The sequence below is a fragment of the Eubacteriales bacterium genome, assembly GCA_041390245.1.
Classification (GTDB): Bacteria; Bacillota; Clostridia; order Christensenellales; family JAWKQI01; genus JAWKQI01.
Genome location: JAWKQI010000004.1, coordinates 78846 through 103504, shown reverse-complemented (window position 1 = coordinate 103504; position 24659 = coordinate 78846). Strand labels below are relative to the sequence as shown.

The 24659-nt window shown below is 36.7% G+C and carries 26 protein-coding genes and 2 tRNA genes; 16 read left to right on the top strand and 12 right to left on the bottom strand.

The genetic code is table 11. The features are described from left to right. Positions 1-836 precede the first annotated feature (836 nt). Together R2876_06045 and R2876_06040 are read right to left on the bottom strand one after the other, a co-directional pair. On the bottom strand, positions 837-1580 hold the full coding sequence (locus tag R2876_06045) for a site-specific integrase (protein ID MEZ4358169.1): 744 nt from the start codon (positions 1578-1580) through the stop codon (positions 837-839). Positions 1581-2227: 647 nt separating this feature from the next. After that, positions 2228-3376, bottom strand: coding sequence for a sugar diacid recognition domain-containing protein (locus tag R2876_06040; GenBank protein ID MEZ4358168.1), 1149 nt, complete (start codon positions 3374-3376; stop codon positions 2228-2230). 409 nt (positions 3377-3785) lie between these two features. Between R2876_06040 and istA the strand changes: the two genes are divergently transcribed. From istA to R2876_06025, 3 genes are all read left to right on the top strand, one after another. Further along, on the top strand, positions 3786-5333 hold the full coding sequence (gene istA / locus R2876_06035) for an IS21 family transposase (GenBank protein ID MEZ4358167.1): 1548 nt from the start codon (positions 3786-3788) through the stop codon (positions 5331-5333). Continuing rightward, a complete protein-coding gene (istB, locus tag R2876_06030) occupies positions 5311-6075 on the top strand; it encodes an IS21-like element helper ATPase IstB (GenBank protein ID MEZ4358166.1) in 765 nt (254 codons plus the stop codon). Before istA ends, istB begins: the two co-directional genes overlap by 23 nt. A gap of 423 nt (positions 6076-6498) precedes the next feature. After that, on the top strand, positions 6499-7164 hold the full coding sequence (locus R2876_06025; GenBank protein MEZ4358165.1) for a uracil-DNA glycosylase: 666 nt from the start codon (positions 6499-6501) through the stop codon (positions 7162-7164). A gap of 65 nt (positions 7165-7229) precedes the next feature. Here R2876_06025 and R2876_06020 read toward each other — a convergent pair whose 3' ends face one another. After that, positions 7230-9140: an NAD(+) synthase gene (locus tag R2876_06020; GenBank protein ID MEZ4358164.1), complete on the bottom strand. Its 1911-nt coding sequence runs from the start codon at positions 9138-9140 to the stop codon at positions 7230-7232. A gap of 220 nt (positions 9141-9360) precedes the next feature. Here R2876_06020 and R2876_06015 point away from each other — a divergent pair, with 220 nt between their 5' ends. From R2876_06015 to R2876_06000, 4 genes are all read left to right on the top strand, one after another. Next, positions 9361-9588, top strand: coding sequence for a spore coat associated protein CotJA (locus tag R2876_06015; GenBank protein MEZ4358163.1), 228 nt, complete (start codon positions 9361-9363; stop codon positions 9586-9588). Then, positions 9585-9845: a spore coat protein CotJB gene (locus tag R2876_06010; protein MEZ4358162.1), complete on the top strand. Its 261-nt coding sequence runs from the start codon at positions 9585-9587 to the stop codon at positions 9843-9845. The genes R2876_06015 and R2876_06010 overlap by 4 nt, the downstream gene beginning before the upstream one ends. Before the next feature lie 3 nt (positions 9846-9848). Then, positions 9849-10445, top strand: coding sequence for a manganese catalase family protein (locus R2876_06005; protein MEZ4358161.1), 597 nt, complete (start codon positions 9849-9851; stop codon positions 10443-10445). Between the two features lie 200 nt (positions 10446-10645). Next, a complete protein-coding gene (locus R2876_06000; GenBank protein MEZ4358160.1) occupies positions 10646-11830 on the top strand; it encodes an ABC transporter substrate-binding protein in 1185 nt (394 codons plus the stop codon). A gap of 57 nt (positions 11831-11887) precedes the next feature. On the opposite strand, the gene R2876_05995 is transcribed toward R2876_06000, so the two are convergent. Both R2876_05995 and R2876_05990 read right to left on the bottom strand, forming a co-directional pair. Then, positions 11888-12382 (bottom strand): macro domain-containing protein, encoded by a 495-nt coding sequence (locus tag R2876_05995; GenBank protein MEZ4358159.1) that lies wholly within the window; start codon positions 12380-12382, stop codon positions 11888-11890. Between the two features lie 29 nt (positions 12383-12411). Continuing rightward, positions 12412-13125: an alpha/beta hydrolase gene (locus R2876_05990; GenBank protein ID MEZ4358158.1), complete on the bottom strand. Its 714-nt coding sequence runs from the start codon at positions 13123-13125 to the stop codon at positions 12412-12414. Between the two features lie 148 nt (positions 13126-13273). On the opposite strand from R2876_05990, the gene spoIIID reads away from it, so the two are divergent. The 4 genes from spoIIID (at position 13274) to R2876_05970 (ending at position 16936) form a co-directional block, all read left to right on the top strand. After that, a complete protein-coding gene (gene spoIIID / locus R2876_05985; protein ID MEZ4358157.1) occupies positions 13274-13525 on the top strand; it encodes a sporulation transcriptional regulator SpoIIID in 252 nt (83 codons plus the stop codon). A 65-nt stretch (positions 13526-13590) separates the two neighbouring features. Continuing rightward, the gene (gene mreB, locus R2876_05980) at positions 13591-14628 is read left to right on the top strand and encodes a rod shape-determining protein MreB (protein ID MEZ4358156.1); all 1038 of its coding nucleotides are present in this window, start codon (positions 13591-13593) and stop codon (positions 14626-14628) included. A 109-nt stretch (positions 14629-14737) separates the two neighbouring features. Then, positions 14738-15742: an LCP family protein gene (locus R2876_05975; GenBank protein ID MEZ4358155.1), complete on the top strand. Its 1005-nt coding sequence runs from the start codon at positions 14738-14740 to the stop codon at positions 15740-15742. A gap of 177 nt (positions 15743-15919) precedes the next feature. Beyond that, positions 15920-16936: an LCP family protein gene (locus R2876_05970; GenBank protein MEZ4358154.1), complete on the top strand. Its 1017-nt coding sequence runs from the start codon at positions 15920-15922 to the stop codon at positions 16934-16936. A 29-nt stretch (positions 16937-16965) separates the two neighbouring features. Here the strand turns inward: R2876_05970 and R2876_05965 are convergent, their stop codons facing one another. Then, entirely contained in the window at positions 16966-17895 is a 930-nt protein-coding gene (locus R2876_05965; protein MEZ4358153.1) for a PHP domain-containing protein, read from the bottom strand. Continuing rightward, complete coding sequence (locus tag R2876_05960; GenBank protein MEZ4358152.1) at positions 17882-18619, bottom strand: tRNA 2-thiocytidine biosynthesis TtcA family protein; 738 nt, start codon at positions 18617-18619, stop codon at positions 17882-17884. The genes R2876_05965 and R2876_05960 overlap by 14 nt, the downstream gene beginning before the upstream one ends. A gap of 101 nt (positions 18620-18720) precedes the next feature. Between R2876_05960 and R2876_05955 the strand changes: the two genes are divergently transcribed. The 3 genes from R2876_05955 (at position 18721) to R2876_05945 (ending at position 19449) form a co-directional block, all read left to right on the top strand. After that, the gene (locus tag R2876_05955) at positions 18721-19188 is read left to right on the top strand and encodes a small multi-drug export protein (protein ID MEZ4358151.1); all 468 of its coding nucleotides are present in this window, start codon (positions 18721-18723) and stop codon (positions 19186-19188) included. Positions 19189-19245: 57 nt separating this feature from the next. Continuing rightward, positions 19246-19334 (top strand) — tRNA-Ser (locus R2876_05950). Positions 19335-19355: 21 nt separating this feature from the next. Further along, positions 19356-19449 (top strand) — tRNA-Ser (locus R2876_05945). Between the two features lie 144 nt (positions 19450-19593). Here the strand turns inward: R2876_05945 and rnk are convergent. The 4 genes from rnk to R2876_05925 all read right to left on the bottom strand — a co-directional run bounded on the left by rnk (position 19594) and on the right by R2876_05925 (position 22322). Continuing rightward, positions 19594-20001 (bottom strand): nucleoside diphosphate kinase regulator, encoded by a 408-nt coding sequence (rnk, locus tag R2876_05940; protein ID MEZ4358150.1) that lies wholly within the window; start codon positions 19999-20001, stop codon positions 19594-19596. A gap of 266 nt (positions 20002-20267) precedes the next feature. After that, complete coding sequence (locus R2876_05935; protein MEZ4358149.1) at positions 20268-20690, bottom strand: Fur family transcriptional regulator; 423 nt, start codon at positions 20688-20690, stop codon at positions 20268-20270. A gap of 143 nt (positions 20691-20833) precedes the next feature. Next, entirely contained in the window at positions 20834-21652 is an 819-nt protein-coding gene (locus R2876_05930) for a metal ABC transporter permease (GenBank protein MEZ4358148.1), read from the bottom strand. After that, a complete protein-coding gene (locus R2876_05925; protein ID MEZ4358147.1) occupies positions 21645-22322 on the bottom strand; it encodes a metal ABC transporter ATP-binding protein in 678 nt (225 codons plus the stop codon). The genes R2876_05930 and R2876_05925 overlap by 8 nt, the downstream gene beginning before the upstream one ends. Before the next feature lie 130 nt (positions 22323-22452). On the opposite strand from R2876_05925, the gene R2876_05920 reads away from it, so the two are divergent. Both R2876_05920 and R2876_05915 read left to right on the top strand, forming a co-directional pair. Then, the gene (locus R2876_05920; protein MEZ4358146.1) at positions 22453-23367 is read left to right on the top strand and encodes a metal ABC transporter substrate-binding protein; all 915 of its coding nucleotides are present in this window, start codon (positions 22453-22455) and stop codon (positions 23365-23367) included. A 163-nt stretch (positions 23368-23530) separates the two neighbouring features. Next, a complete protein-coding gene (locus tag R2876_05915) occupies positions 23531-24340 on the top strand; it encodes an alpha/beta hydrolase (GenBank protein ID MEZ4358145.1) in 810 nt (269 codons plus the stop codon). 118 nt (positions 24341-24458) lie between these two features. On the opposite strand, the gene R2876_05910 is transcribed toward R2876_05915, so the two are convergent. Then, positions 24459-24653 (bottom strand): hypothetical protein, encoded by a 195-nt coding sequence (locus tag R2876_05910; protein ID MEZ4358144.1) that lies wholly within the window; start codon positions 24651-24653, stop codon positions 24459-24461. Positions 24654-24659: the final 6 nt, after the last annotated feature.

Below are 24659 nucleotides of genomic sequence, written 5' to 3'. Positions count from 1 at the left end.
GTGGAAACCCCACTTGATTTAGGAAACCATACCTTCAGTTTTTTGTGGCTTCAGTGAATCTCGTGATGAGCCACCTTTTGATGCATCATTAATAGTTTACTTCGTAAACCCTTGACCCTGAGAATCTAGGAGTGATCAATGAAATGATTATTCAAAAAGCAGAAGTTGAAAAGCAGGGAGATGACACCGATGATAAAGATGCTCCTTCAAAGGACGAACCAACTCTATAACCAACCGTAAAGCCGTTGGAAAGCAACAGCGCTATCTCAGACGAGATTATAAAGTGCACATTTTTCCCGACACAGAATTAATATTACTGAGATAAACTCTTTGATTTTAAAATTTCTATATAAAAATTTATTAAGAAAAAATCTGAAGTACTAGCGGTAGCTTGATTATAAGAATTTTAAGAATCGATAATGCCATTATGTACAATTCATGCACATTAGGAATAACAAAATGCGCTTAAAGGACAGGTTAGTGGAAAAATAGTGTATCAGTAAAAAAAATTAGAAACATTGGATTGAGAAAACAAATAAGTTCTTTTGCAAATCCCATAACAAAGGGGTTTTAAGCGTTATTTATGCCGATAATAATAATTATTATGAAGTGGTGTGACCCACTGTTACCAAGAAAAGTGACAATATTTTGATGTAAATCATAGGAATTCGCCAAATAATACGATAATTTCTTAAACAATTCTTAATTAAAATCGCGCTTTTGCCTTGATTAATGTCGTGCATATGGGAGGGTACGCCCAGGGCACACCATAAACGTGATTAAACAGCCATCTAGTGGCTGTTTTTTATTTGTCAATAAATGAGTTGCCCCTTTTTTTACCCATTATAGATTGCGTTTAACCGTTCAGCGGCTGATGCTGATACACTTTCTTCAACATGAGTATAGGTATTTAAAGTTACTGAGATATCGGTGTGACCTAAGATGGTTTGTATCGTTTTTGCATTTTCCCCGAGTTCAAAAATCCGGGTGGCATATGTATGGCGGAGGTCATGAAAACGCCTGTCCTCAATTCCACAATTCCCCAAAACCTTTTTTAAGTTTTTTCTTATATTTTTCGTTTGTATTCCTTTAAATAACCAGCCAAAACTGTTGGGATTGAAACATCCCGGATGCTTGCAGAAGTTTTTGGTTGCCCTACGATACCGCTTCTTTTTTGTATCAATATTTTTTATGACCTTATATGTTTTATTGACTCTTATTTGTTTCGATTTTAAATCAATATCCTGCCATTGAAGCGCCAAAAGTTCCCCTTGCCGTATTCCGGAATAAAGCGCCGTCAAATATAGGGGGCTTAAGGGTTCGTTTTTTATGGATGCTTCAAAAATCTTTTGTTCCTCTTTTGTGAATGGCCGTATTTCAAGCGGTTTTGGCTCATTATTTTGATCTTTTGGAATAACTACAAGTTTTGAAAAGTCCCGGATAACTTCACCAGTCATGGCGGCATGACGGATTGATGGGACAACAAGCTTATTAATTTTTTTAATAACACTTGTGGACTTTCCGTTTTTGTGCAAACTATTATAGTAACTTTGAATATCACCATGTTTAAGGTTTTTCATTTTTATTTTAGCAATTGATGTATTCTCAATATGATTTCAATAAATACCATCATAAAGGTTTTTAGTGGATGGCTTTTTATTAACTAGATGGGTATCATAAAGCCACGCCCTAATAAAACTAAAAATTTACGAAAGCACTAATCAGCTTTTTGAAATTGATTAGTGCTTTCGTGCGATCCTCATTCGAATACATTGGCGCACCTCCTAATGACTAATCAAGTCCAGGATTATGTCCGCACCCCCGGTGCACTATTCAAGTGGAATACTCAAATATTTATAAACAACAAATTAAACAATTAATTTATCTATTTCATTTTGATTTTTTGTCCTAAATATCGTTCCCATCATAACTAAGGTTAGTGTGAAACTAGTCGCCGTCGACAAAGCAGAATAAAATTATGGATTCTTTCTGTGATTCGCAATGAAATTAAAAGATTACATAAAAGTGCTATAAATATATCACAACAAGGACTTTATAAAAATTATACCATGCAGCAATTTATTTGATGAACTGGATGTCATTGAGTGCTTCGAAAAACATGTCGGTGACATGAGAAGTAGCGATATGAACAAGAAATAAGAGGCGCTTTATCGCAAGTAAGATGCAAAACCACCGTCCTTTTTATAATTTGGACGGGAATTTAGGTTTAAACCTCTTCAGTTTTTATTTTATCTGATCTTTTTAAAAAACTATGGAGCAGACTTAAAAAAAATTGATCGCTATTATTATGTAAAGGATCTATACCAAAAAAATTCTTAATCTTATTTAGTCTAAATACTAAAGTATTTTTATGAATGTAGAGATCTTGACTTGCTTTACTTAAATTAAAATTACTTACTTTAAGTGTTTCGAAATTGTCAATTAAGACTTCTCTAAGTTGCTGATCCATCAAATCGGCGATTGCACCATAAATATTGTTTTGTTCCAAAATTGGCATAAGTGAAGTAAAGTATTCTTCTAAATAATTAAAAAAATCCTCACCAGAATAATTATGACGTTGCATCCAGCGACAATGTTTATAACCAGAAGAATAATTATCAATATTATTTTGAAGCGCCCCTCTGTAATACTTATAGGTAATCTCTCTTTTATAAAATATACTGTTTATAGAATCAATAAAATTTTCTAGTTCGCGATTGATGCGGATGAGAATTTCGTCCTTATTTTCTTGTACATATTTAAAAATTAAGATGTCACCTTCATGGGTTGTTAATATCATATCATTTTCATGAAAATGGTTTTTCAACTCTAAAAGAAAAAGTTTGTCATCTGAGTAAATTGTGTTGCTTAACTCTAAAAGTATTGGAACTCTGAATAGATTAGTTTTATAATTCAGACGATGTGCCAGTGCTCTTAAATCATCCGGGTGTTTCGTTTCAGAATATATAAGATAATCTCTAAAAAGGTTTAGTTCACTACTTTTTTTTGCAATACTCTGTTGATAGTAATCATATTCTAACATTGTTTCAAAAGCCATTTTTGCAATGAGGATAGCTGGACGCACATCTCGTGGAATCCCGGTAATACCAATTGCTCCCATCATTTCATTTTTATACACAATAGGTACATCAATACCAGGCTTTACTCCGAAATATTTTTTTACATCTTCAGGGGGTACGATCATTATGTCTCTACCTTCTTGCATCATCTGATAAGAAGCTTCATGAAAATTTCCGACTCTTTCTGTTTCAGTTGCTGCGATGATCATCCCATCTGGATTCATAACAGTGAACTTATAATGAGTATAACTTCTTGCGTTTTCGATAAATCGTTCAGAGAAAAACTTGTTAAGCATTTAATCAGCTCCTTTTCTAAAGTACTTATAATTATATCTAAAGCCATTGTTAAGGTATATCACAAATTTTGAAAAAAATACTTAAAAATATTTTGGAATTATTTTAAGTTGTTCAACATTTGTATCTATACCACAAATGCTAAGAGCATTTATTGTTTCGAATTGACAATTTTTTTACAAATTTTATTAATAACTGATTTATTATACAACAGTAATGAATTATTATTGTTGTCTGAAAACCTTTACAAATTATAATATGTTTATTGTAAAATAAAAATGTAGAAAGTTGCAAAGCAAAAATCCATAGTATTGCAAGTTGGAAAATGCACAATATTGCAAAAATCCATTGCGGGCAAAACTCAAGTCAATTATCCTTGTATCTGACCAAAGAACAAGGAGGAAATGGAGAATGCTCACAATGGATCAGATACATGATATCAGAAATCGTTTTTATGAGAAAGGGGAAAATATTTCCCAGATTGCGGAAGCGTTGCACCTGGATTGGCGAACGGTACGCAAATACATTGATCAGACTGATTTTAACAGCCCGCCGCCAAAGCCGGCGTTGGAGAAACAATTCTGTCCCAAACTGGATCCCTACAAGGAGATGATCGATTCCTGGCTGATTGAGGACAAATCAGCCCCACGCAAACAGCGCCATACAGCTAAACGGGTATTTCATCGCCTGCTGGCCGAAATTCCCGGTTTTGACTGCTCCTATCGGACGGTCGCCAGCTATTACGCAGTGAAACACCGGGAAATATTCAAGCAGAATAAACAGGCCTATCTGCCACTGGTACATCAACCCGGAGAAGCGCAGGTTGATTTTGGTACAGCTGAGTTTTATGAAAATGGCCAAAAACTGACTGGAAAATACCTGGAGGTCTCTTTTCCATACAGCAATAAAGGCTATCTGCAGCTGTTCTACGGGGAAAATATGGAATGCCTGCTGGAAGGGCTGGATGCCATATTCCGCCACATTGGCTGTGTGCCAAGGGAACTCTGGTTTGATAACACGAAAGTCATTGTTACCGAGATTATCCGTGGTGGCGGGCGAAAACTGACTGACAAATTCGAACGGTTCCGGGAGCATTACCATTTTAAAGCCGTCTTCATGAATCCCGGGGCCGGCCATGAAAAAGGAAACGTCGAAAACAAGGTCGGCTATCAGCGTCGCAACTTCATGGTACCGGTTCCCCGCTTTCTGTCGCTGTCGGATTATAACCGGCAGTTGCTGACAGAGTGTGAGAAAGATGCCCGGCGGAACCATTATCGCTACGATGAAACCATCGAGGAGCGGTTTCAGGCTGATCTGACGGCCTGCCACAAACTGCCCGGAATTGCGTTTGACCTCACCGGTCATCAAACCCTCAAAGCCGACAACTGGGCCAGGATTTATCTGAACAAACGACAGCATGCTTATTCGGTGGCTCCAAAGTACGCCCAGTGCCCGGTTCATCTGGTTTTAACTTCAGCGCTGGTGATTATACAAGATGAAAACTTTCGTGAAATTGTTCGCCACCGGCGTCTTTACGGAGATACCAAACAAGAGCAGATGGACTGGCTGCCCTATCTGAAACAATTATCCCTGCGACCCCGAGCCCTGAAATATACTGGGATCTATGAGCTGATGCCGGAAACCATGCAAACCTATCTGGCCACCTGTTCAGGCAGCGAAGTTGGACAGATCCTCAAGGTTCTTTCCGAGTTGACCAGTCGCACCGGTTTTGACAGTGCCGTAAATACCGTTAACCATGCAATTGCTCATCAGGCGCGAGATGCCGATAGTCTGGAGAGTCTTTACCGGCGGTTGTATTCGGATGTACCTGAGCTGCCTGCAATGACCCTTGCTCCGGGCATTCCCAAAATGATCCCGATGCAGCCCAATCTGACGGCCTATGATATCTTGCTTCAGGGAAAGGGGGCTGACGGATATGCTCGACAAAGAAATCTTTGAATGCTGCCGGAAACTGCGTCTGAGTCGCAATCTGGCCGAGTTGGCGCAAACCACCGAAGGCAGCAGTCACCAGGAATATCTGCATCAGTTGCTTAGTGATGAACTCCGTTACCGGGAACTCACCCGCACCCAAAAGTTGGTTACCAGCGCCGGTTTCTATGGGATTCACACCTTTGAAGGATATCGCTTTGATGAAATCACCCTGCCTTCGGATCTGACTCCAGAAGGCCTGAAATCCCTGGCCTTTATCCACGAAAAGAAGAATCTGATTCTCTATGGTGGCACCGGAACCGGCAAAACTATGCTATCAACCGCACTCGGCGTTGCCGCCTGTCGACAGGGAATCCCGGTTAAATTCTTTCGAACGGCCGCCCTGGTGAATAAACTGTCGGAAGCCAAAGTAGCCGGTACCCTGACCGCTTTTCTGAAAAAACTGAATAAAGCCGAAGTGATTATTCTGGATGAATATGGTTATGTCCCACTGGACCGAACGGGAGCACAGCTCCTGTTCGAAATCATATCCGATTGTTATGAACGTCGGTCTATCATTCTTAATACCAACCTTGAATTTTCCCGATGGGTCAATGTGCTCTATGATGAACAGATGACGGCTGCCATGCTGGATCGGCTCCTTCATCACTGCCACCTGCTCATGTTTCCGGGACCCAGTAACCGGATGCGGGAATCCAGCATCAATGAATTATATCGCTCAATATCGGATAATCAATTAAAAAAACAATAACAAACTGCCTGCAATGCTTAGATTGCTCATGAAATTGCTTCGCATTTTAGCTTGCAAAACTATGGATTTTCCATAATGCAACATTCTGTATTTTTAACTTGCAACTTTCTGCAAAAAGTACTTGCAAAAAACATATTTGTTAAAAGGCCGTCTAAAATTAAATACATAATATATTTAAAAATTAGACAAAAAATAAATATTTGGATTAAAATAAAATGATTGTAATTGATATGATTAAAAAATTTAAAAATTATTTTTTTAATATTTTACCATATATAAATTTATATGTCTAGGTAGAACAATTAAATGTACAAACCAATATGATATTTTGTCTATAAAAAATTGCAAAAAGTTGAAATAAATTATTGCTTTTGCTATAATTTTTTAAAATACTTAAACTTATATGTGTAATTAGGGGTAAACATGGTAAACTTCGGTAACGATTGGGATGAAATTTTAGCAGATGAATTAAAAAAAGAGTATTACCTTAAACTTCGCGAATTTTTAAAAAACGAATATATGACAAAAACCATATATCCGGATATGAACGATATTTTTAACGCTCTTAAATATACGCCTTATAAAGATGTAAAAGTTGTAATCTTAGGGCAGGATCCGTACCACGGCCCTGGGCAGGCACATGGCCTTGCCTTTTCAGTAAAAGCGGGAGTTGAACCTCCACCGTCTCTTAAAAACATATTTTTAGAACTCGAAAACGACGTTCATATATCTCCTCCCAAAACCGGCTGCTTGATACCATGGGCTAAGCAAGGCATATTACTTTTAAATACCGTACTTACGGTACGCAAGCATCAGGCAAATTCTCATAAAAACCATGGCTGGGAGATTTTCACCAACAAGATAATATCCCTTTTAAATGAAAGAGAATATCCTGTAATATTCATGTTATGGGGCAGCCCTGCCCGGGCAAAGGCATCTTTCATAACAAATGACAGGCATTACATACTTCAGTGTGCACACCCAAGCCCCTTCTCTGCAAGCGGATTTTTTGGCTGCCACTATTTTTCAAAAGCCAATGAAATACTAAAATCTCTTGGCAGCCCTGCTATAGATTGGAACTTAGAATAAGCTAATTAAAAAACTCCCGGGAGCATAATAGCAGCCAGGAGTTAAAAACTTATTTACATATCTTATTAAAGTTTACTCAGCTCATCAAGCCAAATTTCAGAAGAAGCATCGCTTGGCATTCTAAAGTCTGCTCTTGGAGATAAGGTTATAGTACCAACTTTAGGACCGTCCGGCAAACATGAACGCTTAAACTGCTGTGCAAAAAACCGCTTATAGAAATTCTTAAGCCATTTTAAAATCTCTTTCTCAGTATAATCTCCATTAAAAGCATAAACAGCCAGCTTATACACTTTAGATGGGCTAAACCCAAAACGCAGTATATTATATAAGAAAAAGTCATGTAATTCATAAGGGCCAACGATATCTTCCGTTTTCTGGGATATCTCCCCGTCTTTACCCGGCAAAAGCTCTGGGCTCACCGGTGTATCCAGGATATCGTTTAAAATATCGCTTAACTGCTCATCTGCCTCTTCATCTGCCACATACTTGATTATATGACGTACAAGAGTTTTTGGGACAGATGCGTTTACCCCATACATAGACATATGGTCGCCGTTATACGTTGCCCAGCCAAGTGCCAACTCAGATAGATCGCCCGTCCCGACTACAAGACCGCCCATCTGGTTTGCTATGTCCATAAGGACTTGTGTTCTCTCTCTTGCCTGTGCATTTTCATAAACAACATTCAGGTTATCGATGTCGTGCCCTATATCGTTTAAATGGGATTTGACAGATTTAGTAATGTCTATATCCCTGAAAGTTACATTTAGACATTCAGACAGTTTTTGTGCATTGCTCTTTGTCCTGCTTGTCGTTCCAAAGCATGGCATTGTAACAGCTACTACGTCGGTCGTGGGGCGTGATAGTTCTTTCATTGCCCTGACCGCAACCAAAAGTGCAAGGCAGGAATCCAGCCCGCCGGAAATACCAACTACCGCAGTTTTGCTTTTCGCATGGGCAATACGCTTTTTAAGGCCTTCACCTTGAATACGGATTATTAATTTAGCCCGAGATTCTCTTTCCTTTATGTCTTCTAAAACGAACGGATATTTTTTTACTTCACGGGTCAATTTTGTCTCAGTTAACGGCATTTCAAAATTTACTACTGTATATTTATTTTCATCAGCAGTTTCAAACGAAGTGTTCCTCCGCCTCTCTTCTGCCATTCTTGAAACGTCTATTTCGCTTATAGCCATCTTACCGTCAAAAAGTTCATTCTGATTTAAGATTATTCCGTTTTCGGCAATGATATTATGCCCTGCAAACACCATATCCGTTGTAGACTCACCTTCGCCTGCATCGGCAAATAAATATCCGCATAAAAACCGTGCGGACTGCCCCTTAACCAGGCTTACCCTGTAATCTGCTTTGCCGACGGTCTCATCACTTGCAGACAAGTTCGCTATAACAGTTGCCCCTACCAAAGCATGCATGCTGGACGGCGGTGTCGTTGCCCATAGATCCTCGCATATCTCAACTGCCAAAGTAAATTCAGGCATATTGCTGCACCTAAAGAGCAGGGCAGCCCCAAAAGGATATGCCTTTCCATCTATATATATATTACCATTTTCTTTGGGCGCAGAATTAAAATGTCTCTTTTCATAAAATTCGTTGTAATTTGGAAGATATGATTTTGGCACAACTCCCAAAATGTCTCCGTTATAAATCACTGTGGCACAGTTATAAAGCTTTGTCTTATAGATAAGCGGTGCCCCGACTATAATCAGCATATCAAGCCCTTCACTTGCCTTAACTACTTCTTTTAGGCCATCTACCGCACCGGATAACAAACTGGATTGCAAAAAGAGGTCTCCACATGTATAAGCTGTCAAGCAAAGTTCAGGTAGTACTAAAAGCTTTACGTCTTTGTCTTTTGCTTTCTTTATTACTTTTATAATATTTTTAGAATTTTCTTTTGTATTGGCTACGCATACTTTAGGCGTTGCCGCCGCAGCCTTTATAAAACCATGCCGCATATGTTTTTCCCCATCTTTAATTAAAATTTATACTTAAAACCTATTTTACCCCTATTAGCATAATTTATTTTGACAGATTAGCGTTATTTTTTCAAGTAACTTCCAAAAATAGCGAATAATTTATTTTTTAACTGAACATATAAAGCTTTCATTCATATATTAATATTAGGATATTAAATACCTATATAAATCAACCAAAATGGAAAGGAGAGTAAAAATTTTGGATAAATTTAATACTTCTTCATATTCCCCAATGATGCCGCCAATGGATATGTCAATGATGCGTATATCCGACAGTGATCAATTGGGGCAACTACCTTTGGCTATGGCATACGTACCTATGCAGCAATGGGGAGAAACTTATAGCGCAGATATGGCATTGACAAAAGGTACAATATTCCCAGACTTAGATCTTCCCTTTAAGGATGGAAGGGGGTCTATGCTATGAGAATGACAGAAAAAGATAAACTTATGAGAAATGTTCAGGCTACATCTTTTGCAATGGATGACGTTATCTTATACTTAGATTCTCATCCGCATGACAGAAATGCCCTTAACTACTACGAGAAATACAAGAGAATGAGGAACCAGGCTATGGAAGAATACACCAGCAGATTTGGGCCTTTAAATGCATACGAAGTAAATGTAAATAACAATTCTTGGGCATGGGTTGCATCACCGTGGCCATGGGAAAGGGAGGAATAATATATGTGGAACTATGACAGAAAACTACAATACCCGGTTAATATAAGCCGCCCTAACACAGCTCTTGCCAAAGTAATAATCAGCCAAATGGGAGGGCCGGATGGTGAACTAGCCGCTTCGATGCGTTACTTATCACAGCGGTATGTTATGCCGAGCAAAAAAGTTTCCGGGCTTTTAACAGATATAGGAACGGAAGAACTTGCTCACTTAGAAGTTGTCAGCGCTATTTTACACCAACTGACTGAAGGCGCATCTATCGAGGAAATTAAGAGATCCGGCTTTGACACTTATTTTGTAGACCATACTATTGGGCTTTGGCCACAGGCTGCATCCGGTACGCCATTCAGCTCTACTTTTTTCCAGTCTAAAGGAGACCCAATAACCGATTTAGTAGAAGACATGGCTGCGGAACAAAAGGCAAGGACCACCTACGATAATATATTGCGTCTGGCAGATGACCCTGATGTAAGAGACCCAATTAAGTTCTTGCGTGAAAGGGAGATAGTACATTTTCAGCGATTCGGTGAAGCACTGCGTATTGTACAAGATAGCTTAAACCCCAAAAATTTCTATGCCACAAATCCAGCATTTGACAGCTAAGTATTTACATGTAACTTTTCGTGCATTTTAAAATTAATTTTAGCCGGAACTTAAATTTAAAGCATAGCTCCGGCTAAAAATTTACATAATTATAATATTTTAAAATTGTTAAATATTTATATTTTGCAAAAAACAGGTTAATCATTTATAATAATATAAATTTTTATTCTTATATAACAAATATAAGAGGAGGTTAATGCGTGAAAAGGATATTATCATTGCTTATTGCAGGTTGCATGACTTTTGCTCTATTTGCAAGCTGTTCAAATTCAAACGATAAAGAATTAACCCCATCAAGCACACCTTCTGGAGAAACAACTGAGCAAAACGATTATTTTTATGATATACAGCCATTATCAGAAAGCGTTACCATAAGATATGCTGCTATTCTTGGCAGCCCTGAATCCTCAATACCAATTATGGCTGAAAAATTAGGCCTTTTTGAAAAGGCAAATATAGATTTTGAGTGTATAGTATATGCAAATGGTATCGAGATCGCAGATGATATTGATAATGATGCTTGGGACGTTTCACAATATGGTATGGGCGGTATGGGAGAACAGATAGTATTAAACAGCGGTTATTTTGTCGCTCCTTTATCAAGAAGCGTCGGTACTTCCAACGCTATATTCGTAAAGAATGATTCTTCTATAATCACTGCCGGAACAGGTCAGTTGACCGATAACCCGGATATGTACGCAGATGCAGAATCCTGGAGGGGTAAGACTATATACCTTCCAACAGGATCAACGCTTCATTATTTACTATATACTGCATTAAATAAGATGGGGCTTAGCCAAGAAGACGTGGATTTGGTCAATAAAGACGTGGATTCTATCAATACTGACATGAAAGAAGGTAGTATAGAGATAGGCGGATTATGGACTCCGTATTCACAAGATACAGAATCTTACGAAAACTATAAGGCGGTAATCGACATGGATTCCCTCAATATTTCGGCTGATACAAACCATGTAGTCACAAAAGATGCTTGGGATACTAAGCAAACTGCCGTCTTAAAATACTACGAAGTAATTGCAAGAGTTATAGACTGGCTATATTCAAGCGATGAAAACATGAATGAAGGTGCTGGATATTATAAGGAGTGGAGCGAAGAAAACGGAAATATGACATCTGCTGAAGAGTGCTTAAGTAATTTAAAAACTGTGCATATATACAATGCGGCAGAATGGTACTCTAAAATTACAACCCAGATAAGCGTAAATAACAGAAATATGTCTGAATATAAGGCGTCTCAATACAGCCAGTTTTTATTTTTAATAGACTGCGGAAAATATAGCGAAGAATCGGAACAAAACTTTTTTAACCGCGAAAAATTCATAGATAATGTAATTAAAGACGTTTACTCTAAATTAAATAAATGAGGTTAATAAATTTAAAAGCCATAACTTAATTAAGTTATGGCTTTTTAGTTTGCAAAGTTAAATATATTTTTTACTAAAAGAGTAAGTTTCATTGTCAAAAATCACTAAATAAACATTCATCTCATTTTCCTTAAGAAATTCCTTTATTGTTAATATAGCAATTTTAAGAGCTTTACCTTTTGGATACCCGAATATGCCAGATGAAATCAACGGAAAAGCTACAGATTTACATCCATATTTTAAAGAAAGATTTAAAGAATTTATATAACAGTTTTTAAGCAGCTCCGGTTCACCTTCAGAGCCTCCCCTCCATATAGGGCCGACAGTATGTATAATGTATTTTGCCAAAAGGTCATATCCGCTTGTGATAACGGCTTCACCAACGGCACATCTCCCAATGGTATCGCACTCCTCTTGCAGCTTTTTCGCACCTGCAGCAGCGAAAATTGCACCGCATACGCCTCCCCCCATCTTAAGGGTGCTGTTAGCCGCATTGACTATAGTATCTACAGGCATCTTTGTTATATCATTTTTAACTAAGTAAAAAGGCATAAATTTAACCTCCTTTTAAGATATCACTTCTAATTTAGCAAAAAATTAAGAACTATTTTTACAGATTCTATCGGCTCCATATCAAATATGAAATGGTCTGCACCTTTTATTATAATTAGATCCGCACCTTTTATTGAAGATGCTATTAAGCGGGTGTGCTTTTCTTTTATCATATCTTTTTCTCCGGCCAGTACAAGAGTCGGTACATCTATAGCCGATAACTGACGTGGCTTAAAATGTGGTTCAAGTACCATAAGGCCGATGATTTTGCTCTTTTCATATGCATTTTTGCTTAATATAGAGCAAAAGCGTAAAAATACATATTTAAATACCGTTGGAATTTGATAATACTCCTTAATTCCAGAAGGATACAGGTTGGCTCCAGCAAGAACAAGTTTATCAAGCCTGTCTTTTGCCATTAATGTAAATGCTATGGCTACGTTTGCCCCGTCGCTAAACCCCAGCAGCGAAACTTTATCTAATTTTAATTTATCGAGTACGGCAATAACGTCTTTAGCCATCAGATCTATTGTTATTTTTTTACTGTAACCAGACTTCCCATGTCCCCTGCTGTCTATCGCTACAATAAAGAAATGTTTTGAAAAGTCCTCCAGCACCTTTTCAAAACAGGTGTAGTCCTCTCCGTTCCCGTGAAGTAAAATAAGAGGTTTACCTTTACCAAAACATCTGTAGTAAATACTGGTATCACCGTTTAAAACTCTACCTTCAGTTACAGGTGCCATATGCTTCCTTCTTTATTAAAATTGTTTATATACATATAAATAATATCACAATTTTAAAATGCCAAATAGCTTTTGACTTTTTAAATCATATTTTTAAGTTATTAAACATAAGTTTAAACAAGTATCGTTCAAGTAAGAGAGGTTAAATATGAAAGACTATATCGAACAACGTGTACTAAAAATAGCAAATTATGTATTAGAGACAAAGGCAACAGTAAGGCAGGCTGCAAGCGTATTTAAGATAAGTAAATCTACCGTACACAAGGATATGTCTGAGCGGCTTTTTGAGATAAATCCACAGCTTGCACGAAGCATTAAAGATATTCTTAAAACTAATAAAGAAGAAAGGCATCTACGCGGCGGAATTGCTACTCATAACAAGTATAAAAAATGTTTATAGTATTGAATTATTAATTAAAGTATATTAAAATATACCATGTAATGTTTATTTTGAAGGAGCATAGCATGGCTTTATTTGAATTTAATGATATCGGTATTGATCTTGGGACATCCAGTGTACTTGTATATGTAAAAGGTAGAGGAATTGTATTGAGGGAACCATCGGTTATCGCTGTTAACAGGCTTACCGGTGAATTAGTCGCAATAGGTGAAGAAGCTCGTATAATGCTTGGGCGTACGCCTGGCAACATCGTCGCTATCCGTCCTCTGCGTGAAGGTGTTATATCTAACTTTCATGATACTGAAAGAATGCTTAGATACTTTATTAGAAAAGTTGTCGGCAAAAAACTTTTCTTTAAACCTCGTGTTGTCGTTTGTGTACCAAGCGGCGTAACTGAAGTTGAAAAACGTGCTGTTATCGATGCCACAGAGGAGGCAGGCGGCAGGCATCCCTGTCTCGTTGAAGAACCTGTTGCAGCAGCTATCGGCGCTGGCCTAAATATAGCAGATGCCAGCGGCAACATAGTCGTTGATATCGGAGGCGGAACAACTGATATAGCTATTTTATCTTTAGGTGGCGTAGTTTGTAGTGATTCTATAAAAGTAGCCGGAGATAAATTCGACGAAGCTATCGTTCGCTATACAAAGAGAAAATACAACCTTTTGGTCGGCGAGAAAACAGCTGAAGAAATTAAAATCAATGTAGGATCTGCGTTCCCAAGAAAAGAAGAAATATATATGGAAATAACAGGCAGGAGCCTAGGGTCTGGTCTTCCTAAAACAGTTACTATAAGTTCTAATGAAACTATAGAAGCTTTGGAAGAACCGCTTTTGACAATTCTTGATTCAATACATACTATACTTGAATCCACTCCTCCGGAACTTGCAGCAGACGTTGCTCAAAACGGGCTTTGCATGACTGGAGGCGGGGCACTTCTTTATGGTATGGATAAGCTCTTTACCGAAAGGCTTGGTATACCCTGCTATTTAGCAGAAGATCCGGTCTCTTGTGTAGCTCTTGGAACTGGTAAGACTCTTGATAATCTGGATTATTACTCAGGATCTATTTACGATTATCGCCGTGGAGACTTTTACAATTATTAATAAATTATGAATTACTTTAAAGGCCTTTTTTAAGGCCTTTTTTTTTAATTGACTTTTTATATTATATTGTATTATTATATTTATGTTTAATTGCAAGGAGGCGGTTGCCATGAACAGAAGAAAAATTATCAAGGGGCTAATGGCTACATTATGCATTTTACTTGTACTAGCCTGTGCCTCTTGTGTTTGGTTCTTCGTTAGATATAATCAAATACGCTCAGATCCGCATTCTATAATAAATAACCAGGAAACAAACAATGAAGAGGAACTTTCCATTATCACATACAATGGAGAGGAATACTATAAAAACCCAAATATAGCTACTTTGTTATTTCTAGGTATAGATGTTTATGAAACACGTGGCGGGGCATCGCTAGGATATAGGAGCGATATGATAATGATTTGCGCTATAAATACTGAGACTGATGGCGTCACTCTTATTTCTATACCACGAGACACAAAAGCCACTGTTACCAAAATGGATCCAGATACTGGAGAAATCGTGGGTACAACCGTTAACAGAATAAATGCAGCCTTTGCTTTTGGTTATGACAGGCATAAAAATTCATATTTAAATGCAATGCAAAGTATAGAAAACTTTATCAACTGTGATGAACAGTTCGACATTGATTTGTCGTTATATGCCGGAATAGATATAGACGGAATCCCTGATATCGCCAATTCTGTTGGCGGAGTAACAGTAACTTTAGATATTGATTTCCCAGGCCTTGGCGATGAAGGAGATACAGTTACATTAAAAGGCCAGGATGCCATAGACTATGTCCGTGAAAGGAAAACTGTCGGCGGAGATTTAAAACGCGCTTACAGGCAGCAGCAATTCATGATAGCCTTAGCTAAGAAAATAAAACAAATGGGGGCTAAAAAGTCTATTTTAGCACTGTGGGATAAAGTTGGAGATATAGTAGATACAAACTTAAATACAGACCAGATGCTTGCATTTGCAACCATTCTTGAAGATGTAGATGTAGATGGCATAGAAAAAACCACTATACCAACCACATCAGATACAACAAGTTCTGTAAGCTACGAGATACACGACGAAGAAGCACTTGAAGAAATTATATTAAGTACATTTTACGTTAAAAAATCCTAAAAGCTAAAGCCCAGGGTTTAACCCACGGGCTTTTTTTATTTATTAAAGTTTAAGGTAAATACAACTTCTAAATACTTTTGTTAATATTAATTTAATAATTAATGCATTATTAATTTTGACTTTTTATGTCCCATTGTAGTATTATATTTATGTTTCTGTATCAAGGAGGCACTTAATATGAACAGAAAGAAAGTTATCAAGATATTAACCGCTACATTATGCGTTTTATTGGCTCTTGCATGCGGCTCTTGTACTTGGTTCTTTGTTAGATATAATCAAATACGATCAAACCCTCATTCCGTTATTAATTCAAACGTAGACACTCAGATAAATACTGACACTGGAGTTGAACTTCCCACTATTACATATGATGGTAAAGAATACTATAAAAATCCAAATATGGTTACTTTATTATTCCTAGGAATAGACGGCTACCAAGAGCGTGCAAGCAAAAACCTTGGGTACCGAAGTGATATGATAATGATATGTGCTATAGATACTAAGAAATATAAAGTCACACTTATTTCAATACCAAGAGATACAAAAGCTAATATAACTAAGATGAATCAAAATGGAAACATCACCGGCTCATACGTTAATAAAATAAATGCAGCTTTTGCCGGCTACAGCGGAAAAGATTTAGCATACCTTAACACTGTTCAAACCGTAGAAAACTTTATTAACTGTGATGAACAGTTCGATATAGACTTATCACTGTATGCCGGAGTAGATATAGACGGTATCACGGATATTGCAGATGCTGTGGGCGGCGTTCAAGTCAATTTGGATATGAGCCTTTCAGGTATAGGCAAAAAAGGCCAGACTGTTACTTTAAAAGGACAAGACGCCATAGACTACGTCCGTGAGCGGCATGGAGTAGGCGGAGACTTAAAACGCGCTTACAGGCAGCAGCAGTTTATGCTTGCCCTGGCTAAAAAAATCAAGCAGCTAGGAGCAAGAAAATCTATATTGGCATTATGGGATAAAGTCGACGGTGTAGTTAAAACTAATTTGGATACTGACCAGATGCTTGCATTTGCAACTATTCTTGAAGATGTTAACCTTAAAGGCATAGCGCATGTCACAATACCGACTACAGGAGATTCTTCGAGCGGTAAAAGCTACCAGATACACGATGAAGAAGCTCTTGAAAAAATCATAATAGATACGTTTTACATTAAAAAAACTGAGTAATAAAAAACGGGCTTTAAGCCCGTTTTTTATTACTCTTCAATCAATTGCCTTAAATATTTGTTTGACATAAAATATTTAAGCGTAACGCCTTTTTCCCCTATCTCTCTAACTACTTTTAACCCTATTTTAGAATCGTTATGATAATCAGAGCCGCCTGAAATTATCTTTAACCTGTTTTCATATGCTTTTTTGACTTCATCCTCAATATGTTTATCTGTCAGGCTACCTTTATAGCTTGTCTTTGAATATGGATACGCCGCCTCTATCCCATCGATTCCAAAAGAGATTATGCTTTCTATATAGTCCCTTCTTTTTATGCCCGTTGCTGTTACTTCGTCTATTAAATACGGATGTGCAAGAATTGCAATCCCGCCTGATTTATGAATTAAATTTATAGCAGATTGCGGCAATATCTTTTCCCTTTTAAAATCTACGTACGGATGCTCTACCTGCGTCAATATCTTGGCTTCTTTCCATGTCTTTGTCATTCCGTGTTTTGCCATAAGCTCAAATATATGTTTTTTCTGAACATTTGCATCAGTATGGGCCGAATTTTGATTTAATACTTCTTCCCATGTTATTTTAAACCCTTTTTCATTAATCGCTTCAACCAGTGCCTTAAAGGTATCTATTTTGCTCTTTTCAATTTTTAGCTGTTCTTCACTAAAACCTGGATCTGAAAAGTTACACCCTAGCCCTAAAATATGTACGTCTTCTACATCAGTATCGCATGAATATTCTATTCCGGGTATTAAATAGATTCCGTTCCTTTTAGCATAATCTTTCGGCGATATCTTTTCCCCTTCAGCCTCTATAGTTTCAAGCGGCGTAATGTCATGGTCCGTTATCGCAAGTATCTTAACGCCCCTTCTTTTCGCGTTTAATATGATTTCTTCGTATATGTCGCGTCCGTCTGAATTAGTCGTGTGTGTGTGCAAGTCACATTCATAAAACTCCATCTTTGCCCTCCGTCTTGTCCCATAAGTGATATTTTTCTATTGAATCAATACTATGAATAACGCTCTTTTTAAAATCTAAATAATCCTCTGAAAAGCTGCTGATTAGTTCTTTTATCTCCTGGCGCTTGGTGTTTCCGCAAGCCGGGCAGGAATTTTTGATTGTAGACAGACCTACATTTTCAACTGTTCTTTTGATATGTGTTTCCTCAAGATATATAAAAGGCCTAATCAGAGTTATGTCCCTTTTAGAAAGGTATGTAACAGGGCTTAAAGTATTTAAACGTGATTCGAATATCAAGCTCATAAAAAACGTTTCTATAACATCGTCCATGTTATGTGCGAAAGCAGCCTTGTTACAGTTTAGCTCCTTGGCTTTTTTGTAAAATGCACCTTTCCTAAGTTTTGCACATAATGAGCACGGATTTTTTTCCTGCCTTATATCAAATACTATCTTCCCTATGCTCGTTTTCACTATATGAAGCTCAACATCCGTCTTATCGCACATCTTTTGTAACGCCGCTTCGTCAAATCCTTCAAATCCCAGATCTACACTAATGGCTACAATGCTATACTTTTTCCTGGAAAATTTGCGGTATACATTAAGTGCATGAAGAAGTAAGGCGCTATCTTTACCTCCCGACAGCCCAACTGCGATTTTATCACCTTCATCGATCATGCTAAATTTTTCATCTGCACGCCTTAAGCAACCAAGTGTATGTTTCATAGCCTTCTCCTCAAGTTATATATTATATCAGCAATTATAAGTTGCGTAAACTTTTTTATATTGGTATAATTACTTGGTATTAGTTTAACCGGAGGTTCATTATGGCTACTTTTTGGCAATACTTAATCGTCATGGGCCTATCTGCAACACCAATACTAGAGTTGAAAGCTTCAATACCTTTTGGTGTAATTACATATGGAATACCTGTTCTAACTTGCTTTATAATAGCTATATTAGGTGCAATCATTCCAGCACCTTTTGTGATTCTATTTGTTAGAAAAGTATTAGATTTTTTTGCTGAATGCAAAATTAAGCCTCTTAATAAACTCGGCCATTTTATCCATTGCCATACAGAAAAAAAGGCGGCAAAAGTCCGAGCAGGAAGCTTATTTACATTGTTTATATTCGTTGCCATCCCTCTTCCTGGGACAGGGGTATGGACGGGGTCTTTAATAGCCGGTCTGCTAGATTTAAAGCTTAAACACGCCTTGCCTACTATATTTTTAGGCAATATTGTAGCCGGCATTTTAATGCTGTTTGTAACCCATTCCATTAATATGATAGTATAACTTTTATACTTGACTAAGAGATTTCATATTGCTATAATGAAAAAGCTATATGACTGAGGAGAGATGTCCGAGTGGCTTATGGAGCTGGTCTTGAAAACCAGTGATACCGAGAGGTACCGGGGGTTCAAATCCCTCTCTCTCCGCCATTAAATTTTAGTTTATTATTTGGAGAAATACCCAAGTATGGCTGAAGGGGCTCCCCTGCTAAGGGAGTAGATCGTGCGAAGCGATGCGAGGGTTCGAATCCCTCTTTCTCCGCCACATAAAAAAGCCTTTAATTATTATAAATAAAGGCTTTTTGTTTATAAAATTATTATATAAAACCCCTTAATAAACCCCTTTTAAAAAGGCCTTGTTTTCTTTTGCCTACGTCATTAAAACTGGCTAGCATCGTATATTTTAAAATTAAAGATGGTAGTCGCCTGCCGCTTCCGGTTGATATAAAACTTTTTTAATATGAATTTTGGAGCTGCCAGATGGTACTTCCCATTCAACAATATTTCCTTCCTTATATCCAAGAATAGCAGTGCCTATAGGAGAAAAAATAGATATCTTCATTGAACTTAAATCGGCATCTTCAGGATACACCAATGAAACTTCTATCTCCTCATCATTAAGCTGCAACAACGCTTTTGAATTCATGGTAATGACATCTCGTGGTATCTGCTTTGAATCAGATATTATTGCTCTGTTAAGCTCACGCTCAAGATTTTTAACAGATTTATCAATCTGTTGATTATTTTCTGCCATTTTATCAATTTTCTTTTTTATTCGTTCTCTGTCAATGTTTGTAAGATAAATATCGGTAACCATAGTATACGCTCCTCTTAATAACTATAAATAATACTCCATTGTTATAAATATAAATCTTAAAATTTGAATATTTCGTTTTTTATAAATTAAATTCCTCGTTAGCAAGTGATTTAATCGCCCTTTTAGAATATAAAAAAATAAAAGGTCCTTTTATCTTTCCCACATCTTTATATAAGAAAAAGCCTTTCATTAAAATATTATGACGGTTCTTTTATTTTTAATATTATTTGCCTTTAGTATATATTGGCTATTTACATAAGTCAAATTTAATCTGATTTTTTTCGGTGGCAATCCTTACAAAAACCATAAATCTCTAAATTATGGCCAACTACATGGAATTCATCATCTTCAAGTTCGGGGACGAATTTTTCCATCGGGCAATTATCCATCGGTATCATCTTATGGCAGTTAATACAGACAGCATAATGTTTATGTTTAGAATTACTGAGTTCATACACTGCCATTTCACTATTCATTACATTGGTCTTAACTACTATGCCTTTTTTTATAAAAAGCTCCAATATCCTATAAACGGTAGATAAACAAGCGATATCACCGTTTTTTTCTATTTTAGAACAAATATCCATTGCGCTTAATGGTTTTTCAGCGTTTAAAAGAACTGAAATCACGCTTTCACGCTGTCTGGTTTTTTTTATTCCTGAGGGCCAATTATTGAGTGCCTTTTTCAACGTATTTTCACCTCATTTAATATATAAAAGAAAATACCCGTAACTTTACGGCTCTGTCTCAACTTTTTACTGTATAAATGCAAGTAGTTCGCATGTGGTTTTATTATAAAGTGCACTTTATATGAAGTCAAGCATTCAAAACCCTATGATCTAGCGCGAACAGCGTTTATACCTGAGTATATTTTTTTAGTTACCAATACTAAAACAAGGACTGCAACGGATACAAGTGCGGTAAATCCTCCTGGTGCTACATTAAGATAATACGAAATAAACAACCCAAGCATGATATCTATTATGCTAAAAACAATAGAAAATATCAACGTAGTTTTAAATCCCTTTCCAAGCTGAAGTGCAGTTGCAACCGGAAGTGCAATCATGGAGCTTATTACCAGCATGCCCACTATTCTTATAGATACTGATATCGCACAAGCTACAAGTATGGAAAAAACATAATTGATAAACCTAACTTTTACTCCCGCTACTTTAGCAGCTTCCTCATCGTAGGCGATATACACCATCTGGTGATATAAGAAAATAAGTGCCAGAACTGAAATTATACTTAATATAACTACCATTAGTACGTCGAACTTGGTCACAGTTAGTATACTCCCGAATAAAAAGGAGTCTGCATTTGCATTTAGTTTTCCAGAACTTATCAACGTGATCGCAGTACCTACGCTTAAAGAAAGTACAATAGTCAGTATAAGATCAGTATATTTCTTAAAATAATTGCGCAGTAATTCAATCAAAGCACCGCAAATAGATGTGAAAACAAATGCACCAAGTATTGGGTTCTGGTTAGATATAAGCCCTATCGTTACTCCAGCTAAAGATGCATGAGATAGGGTATCTCCTATCATAGAATAACGGCGAAGAACCAAAAAAATACCGATACAGGGGCACAATATAGAAATAAATACTGAAACAAAAAGAGCGTTTTGCATAAAACTATAATTAAGCATTATTATTCTCCTCTCCGTTGTTCTTGAAAAATTCATCAGTATATTGCTCAGGCGTACAAAGATGACCTTGTCCCTCTAACATATGGTATATCAATGTTGAATTTGATATAGCGGCGTCTAAATTATGTTCTACGGAAACAATCGTGATACCATTTTCTTGATTTATTTCTTTCAAAAACCTATAAATTTCTTTTTGGCTGTTATTGTCAACTCCACTTGAAGGTTCATCTAAAATCAGTAAATCAGGCTCACCAATAAGTGCCCTTGCAATAAGCACCTTTTGGCTTTGCCCGCCAGACAAAGTGCCTACCAGTGAGTTCATAAAGCCTTCCATACCTACTTTTTCAAGGCTTTTAATAATAACGTCTTTATCTTTTATTTTTAGAATCCTTCTATAAGAATTAAGAGCTTCGTATACAGTAATTGGAAAATTAGAATTTGAAAAATCATTTTTCTGCGGAAGATAACCTATTCTCTTTGCCCTAGATAATACCTTCCCGCTTGTAGGTTTTAGAAATTTTAATATTAAACGTATAAGTGTGCTTTTTCCACTGCCATTTTCACCTACCACTGATATATAATCACCGTCGTGCACATTAAGGTTGATTCCATTAAGTACATACGGTGCTAAACCAGTATAAGAAAAAAATAAATTCTCTACCTCAATCATAAAAACTCTTTCTGGCAAAAAGCCTTAAATAAATTTTATTTTCTTGACAAATATGTAACTAAAAAATATCATATATATTATAGATGCAAATGAGAAGCATTTGCAAGTAAAATTTCGGAGGTTGGTAAAAATGTTAAAAAAATGGGCTGTTTTGCTATTAAGCTTAATTACCATTATAAGCTTTTCATCATGCAGCAGCAATAATCAAACTTATGGTGAATCAGAAGAAACCAAAATCCAGGTTTCCGTAACCTTTAATGCAATGAAAGAATTTGTCTATGCTGTTGGGCAAGACAAAGTAGAAATTTCAACGATTATTCCCGATGGAACGGAGGCTCATAGTTTTGAACCAAAAGCTCAAGATTTAGCAGCATTAAGTACTGCCGATATTTTCGTTTACAATGGTCTTGGAATGGAATCATGGGCAGATGATGCAATCGAATCGGCAAATAATGATAAATTGATTGTCGTTAAAGCTTCTGATGGAGTCGACACTATTACAAATACGGATGCTGAGGAAGTAGAAGAACACGGGCAGTATGATCCTCATACATGGTTGAGCCTTAAATGTGCTGAAATCGAAGTTGAAAATATAAAAGATGCACTGGTTGAGGCAGATCCAGATAATAAAGATTATTATGAAGAAAACTGCAGCAATTACATTTCTCAATTGGAAAGCCTTTTTAACGAATATTATGAAAAATTTAAATCCGTTGAAAAAAAGAGTTTTGTAACTGGTCATGCTGCTTTTACTTACCTTTGCCGGGACTTTGGTTTAGAGCAAAATAGCGTAGAAAACGTTTTTGCAGAAGGTGAACCTAGCGCCCAGCAATTAGTTGAACTCGTAAATTACTGCCGCGAAAATAATGTTACTACAATATTTTCCGAGGAAATGGTAAGTACGGAAATCTCACAAACACTAGCAGATGAAGTTGGAGCAAACGTTGAGACGATTTACACCATAGCTAATAATGAAGACGACAAGACTTACCTTGAACGTATGAGTGAAAATTTATCTAAAATTTATGAAAGCTTGATAGATTAAAGCGTATATAAAGTTTTAATTAAATAATTTTACTAAAAACAAAGCAAAAAATTTTTTGCTTTGTTTTTTAATTATAGGCAATTATCATTGGAGCAGTTCTATTTTAAAGGCTTAAATTCATACTATAAAACTAAATATAAAATATAATTATTAGAGGTGAATTATGTACTACATAGAGGTTGAACGAGGCGTTAAAATCTATGTCAACGATTTAAACCCATCAGGCAAGAAAAATATATTTTTAATACATGGCTGGCCTGTTAACTATAAGATGTTTGAATATCAGCTTGATGTCCTGCCAAAACACGGCTTTAGATGCATATCGATTGATTTAAGAGGATTTGGCAACTCGGATAAACCTTGGGAGGGGTACTCATATGATCGGTTAGCAGATGATGTCTTTATGGTAATTAGGTCTTTAAATGTAAACAACCTGACGCTAGTAGGTTTTTCTATGGGCGGACCTATCGCCATACGATATATGGCCCGGCATATGGGTTATAAAGTTACTAAGCTAGCCCTGCTTGCCGCCGCCGCACCGTCTTTTACAAGGCGTCCCGGGTATCCTTATGGGATGAGTACCGAAGAAGTAAATGCATTGATTAGCAAAACTTACAAAGACCGTCCCCAAATGGTAAGTGATTTTGGCAAGCAGTTTTTTGCAAGCAGGATTACAGAAAGCTTTTCCAACTGGTTTAATTCCTTAGGGCTTAGCGCCTCCGGACATGCTACTATAAAAACCGCGCAGTCTCTGCGCGATGAAGACATGTCTTCAGACTTACCTAAAATAAGCGTTCCCACAGGTATATTCCACGGGAAGCTGGATAGGATATGCCCATTTGAATTTGCGCTTGAAATGCATGAGGGCATGAAAAACTCACGGATAATTCCATTTGAGGAAAGCGGTCATGCAGTTTTTTACGACCAGCTTGAGCTTTTTAACAGTGAATTTTTGGAGTTTTTAAAATTGTAAGAAATTTCTTTTAATTTAAAAAGGCCATTAATGGCCTTTTTAAATTAATAAAAAATAACAATATTTTTCTTTTTTATATAATTTTCACCTAAATATTACTTTTTTTATTGCATTTTAGCTAAGGCCTTCTTCTGTTGTAATATATAAGGCACGCAGATGCTATTATAGTTGCTATAGCATATATCAATAAAAGTACTTTAAATATCTCATTACCTACAAAGTTCATTCCCGGATTAAATTTATCCAGAATAAAAAACGTTATCATCATAAGCGAAAGAATTATACAGATATGTGGAACTACTTTCTTTAACATTTTTCT

Coding starts and splice junctions, on each gene's coding strand:
- R2876_05995 (MEZ4358159.1), bottom strand. CDS start 12,382: ATGCCTTTTTACTTAGTTAAAAATGATATAACAAAGATGCCTGTAGAT.
- R2876_05930 (MEZ4358148.1), bottom strand. CDS start 21,652: ATGCTTAATTATAGTTTTATGCAAAACGCTCTTTTTGTTTCAGTATTT.
- R2876_05975 (MEZ4358155.1), top strand. CDS start 14,738: ATGAACAGAAGAAAAATTATCAAGGGGCTAATGGCTACATTATGCATT.
- R2876_05955 (MEZ4358151.1), top strand. CDS start 18,721: ATGGCTACTTTTTGGCAATACTTAATCGTCATGGGCCTATCTGCAACA.
- R2876_06045 (MEZ4358169.1), bottom strand. CDS start 1,580: ATGAAAAACCTTAAACATGGTGATATTCAAAGTTACTATAATAGTTTG.
- R2876_06040 (MEZ4358168.1), bottom strand. CDS start 3,376: ATGCTTAACAAGTTTTTCTCTGAACGATTTATCGAAAACGCAAGAAGT.
- istA (MEZ4358167.1), top strand. CDS start 3,786: ATGCTCACAATGGATCAGATACATGATATCAGAAATCGTTTTTATGAG.
- R2876_06005 (MEZ4358161.1), top strand. CDS start 9,849: ATGTGGAACTATGACAGAAAACTACAATACCCGGTTAATATAAGCCGC.
- R2876_05970 (MEZ4358154.1), top strand. CDS start 15,920: ATGAACAGAAAGAAAGTTATCAAGATATTAACCGCTACATTATGCGTT.
- R2876_06010 (MEZ4358162.1), top strand. CDS start 9,585: ATGAGAATGACAGAAAAAGATAAACTTATGAGAAATGTTCAGGCTACA.
- R2876_05915 (MEZ4358145.1), top strand. CDS start 23,531: ATGTACTACATAGAGGTTGAACGAGGCGTTAAAATCTATGTCAACGAT.
- R2876_05910 (MEZ4358144.1), bottom strand. CDS start 24,653: ATGTTAAAGAAAGTAGTTCCACATATCTGTATAATTCTTTCGCTTATG.
- R2876_05925 (MEZ4358147.1), bottom strand. CDS start 22,322: ATGATTGAGGTAGAGAATTTATTTTTTTCTTATACTGGTTTAGCACCG.
- R2876_06020 (MEZ4358164.1), bottom strand. CDS start 9,140: ATGCGGCATGGTTTTATAAAGGCTGCGGCGGCAACGCCTAAAGTATGC.
- istB (MEZ4358166.1), top strand. CDS start 5,311: ATGCTCGACAAAGAAATCTTTGAATGCTGCCGGAAACTGCGTCTGAGT.
- mreB (MEZ4358156.1), top strand. CDS start 13,591: ATGGCTTTATTTGAATTTAATGATATCGGTATTGATCTTGGGACATCC.
- rnk (MEZ4358150.1), bottom strand. CDS start 20,001: ATGGTTACCGATATTTATCTTACAAACATTGACAGAGAACGAATAAAA.
- R2876_05990 (MEZ4358158.1), bottom strand. CDS start 13,125: ATGGCACCTGTAACTGAAGGTAGAGTTTTAAACGGTGATACCAGTATT.
- R2876_05960 (MEZ4358152.1), bottom strand. CDS start 18,619: ATGAAACATACACTTGGTTGCTTAAGGCGTGCAGATGAAAAATTTAGC.
- R2876_06025 (MEZ4358165.1), top strand. CDS start 6,499: ATGGTAAACTTCGGTAACGATTGGGATGAAATTTTAGCAGATGAATTA.
- spoIIID (MEZ4358157.1), top strand. CDS start 13,274: ATGAAAGACTATATCGAACAACGTGTACTAAAAATAGCAAATTATGTA.
- R2876_05965 (MEZ4358153.1), bottom strand. CDS start 17,895: ATGGAGTTTTATGAATGTGACTTGCACACACACACGACTAATTCAGAC.
- R2876_05920 (MEZ4358146.1), top strand. CDS start 22,453: ATGTTAAAAAAATGGGCTGTTTTGCTATTAAGCTTAATTACCATTATA.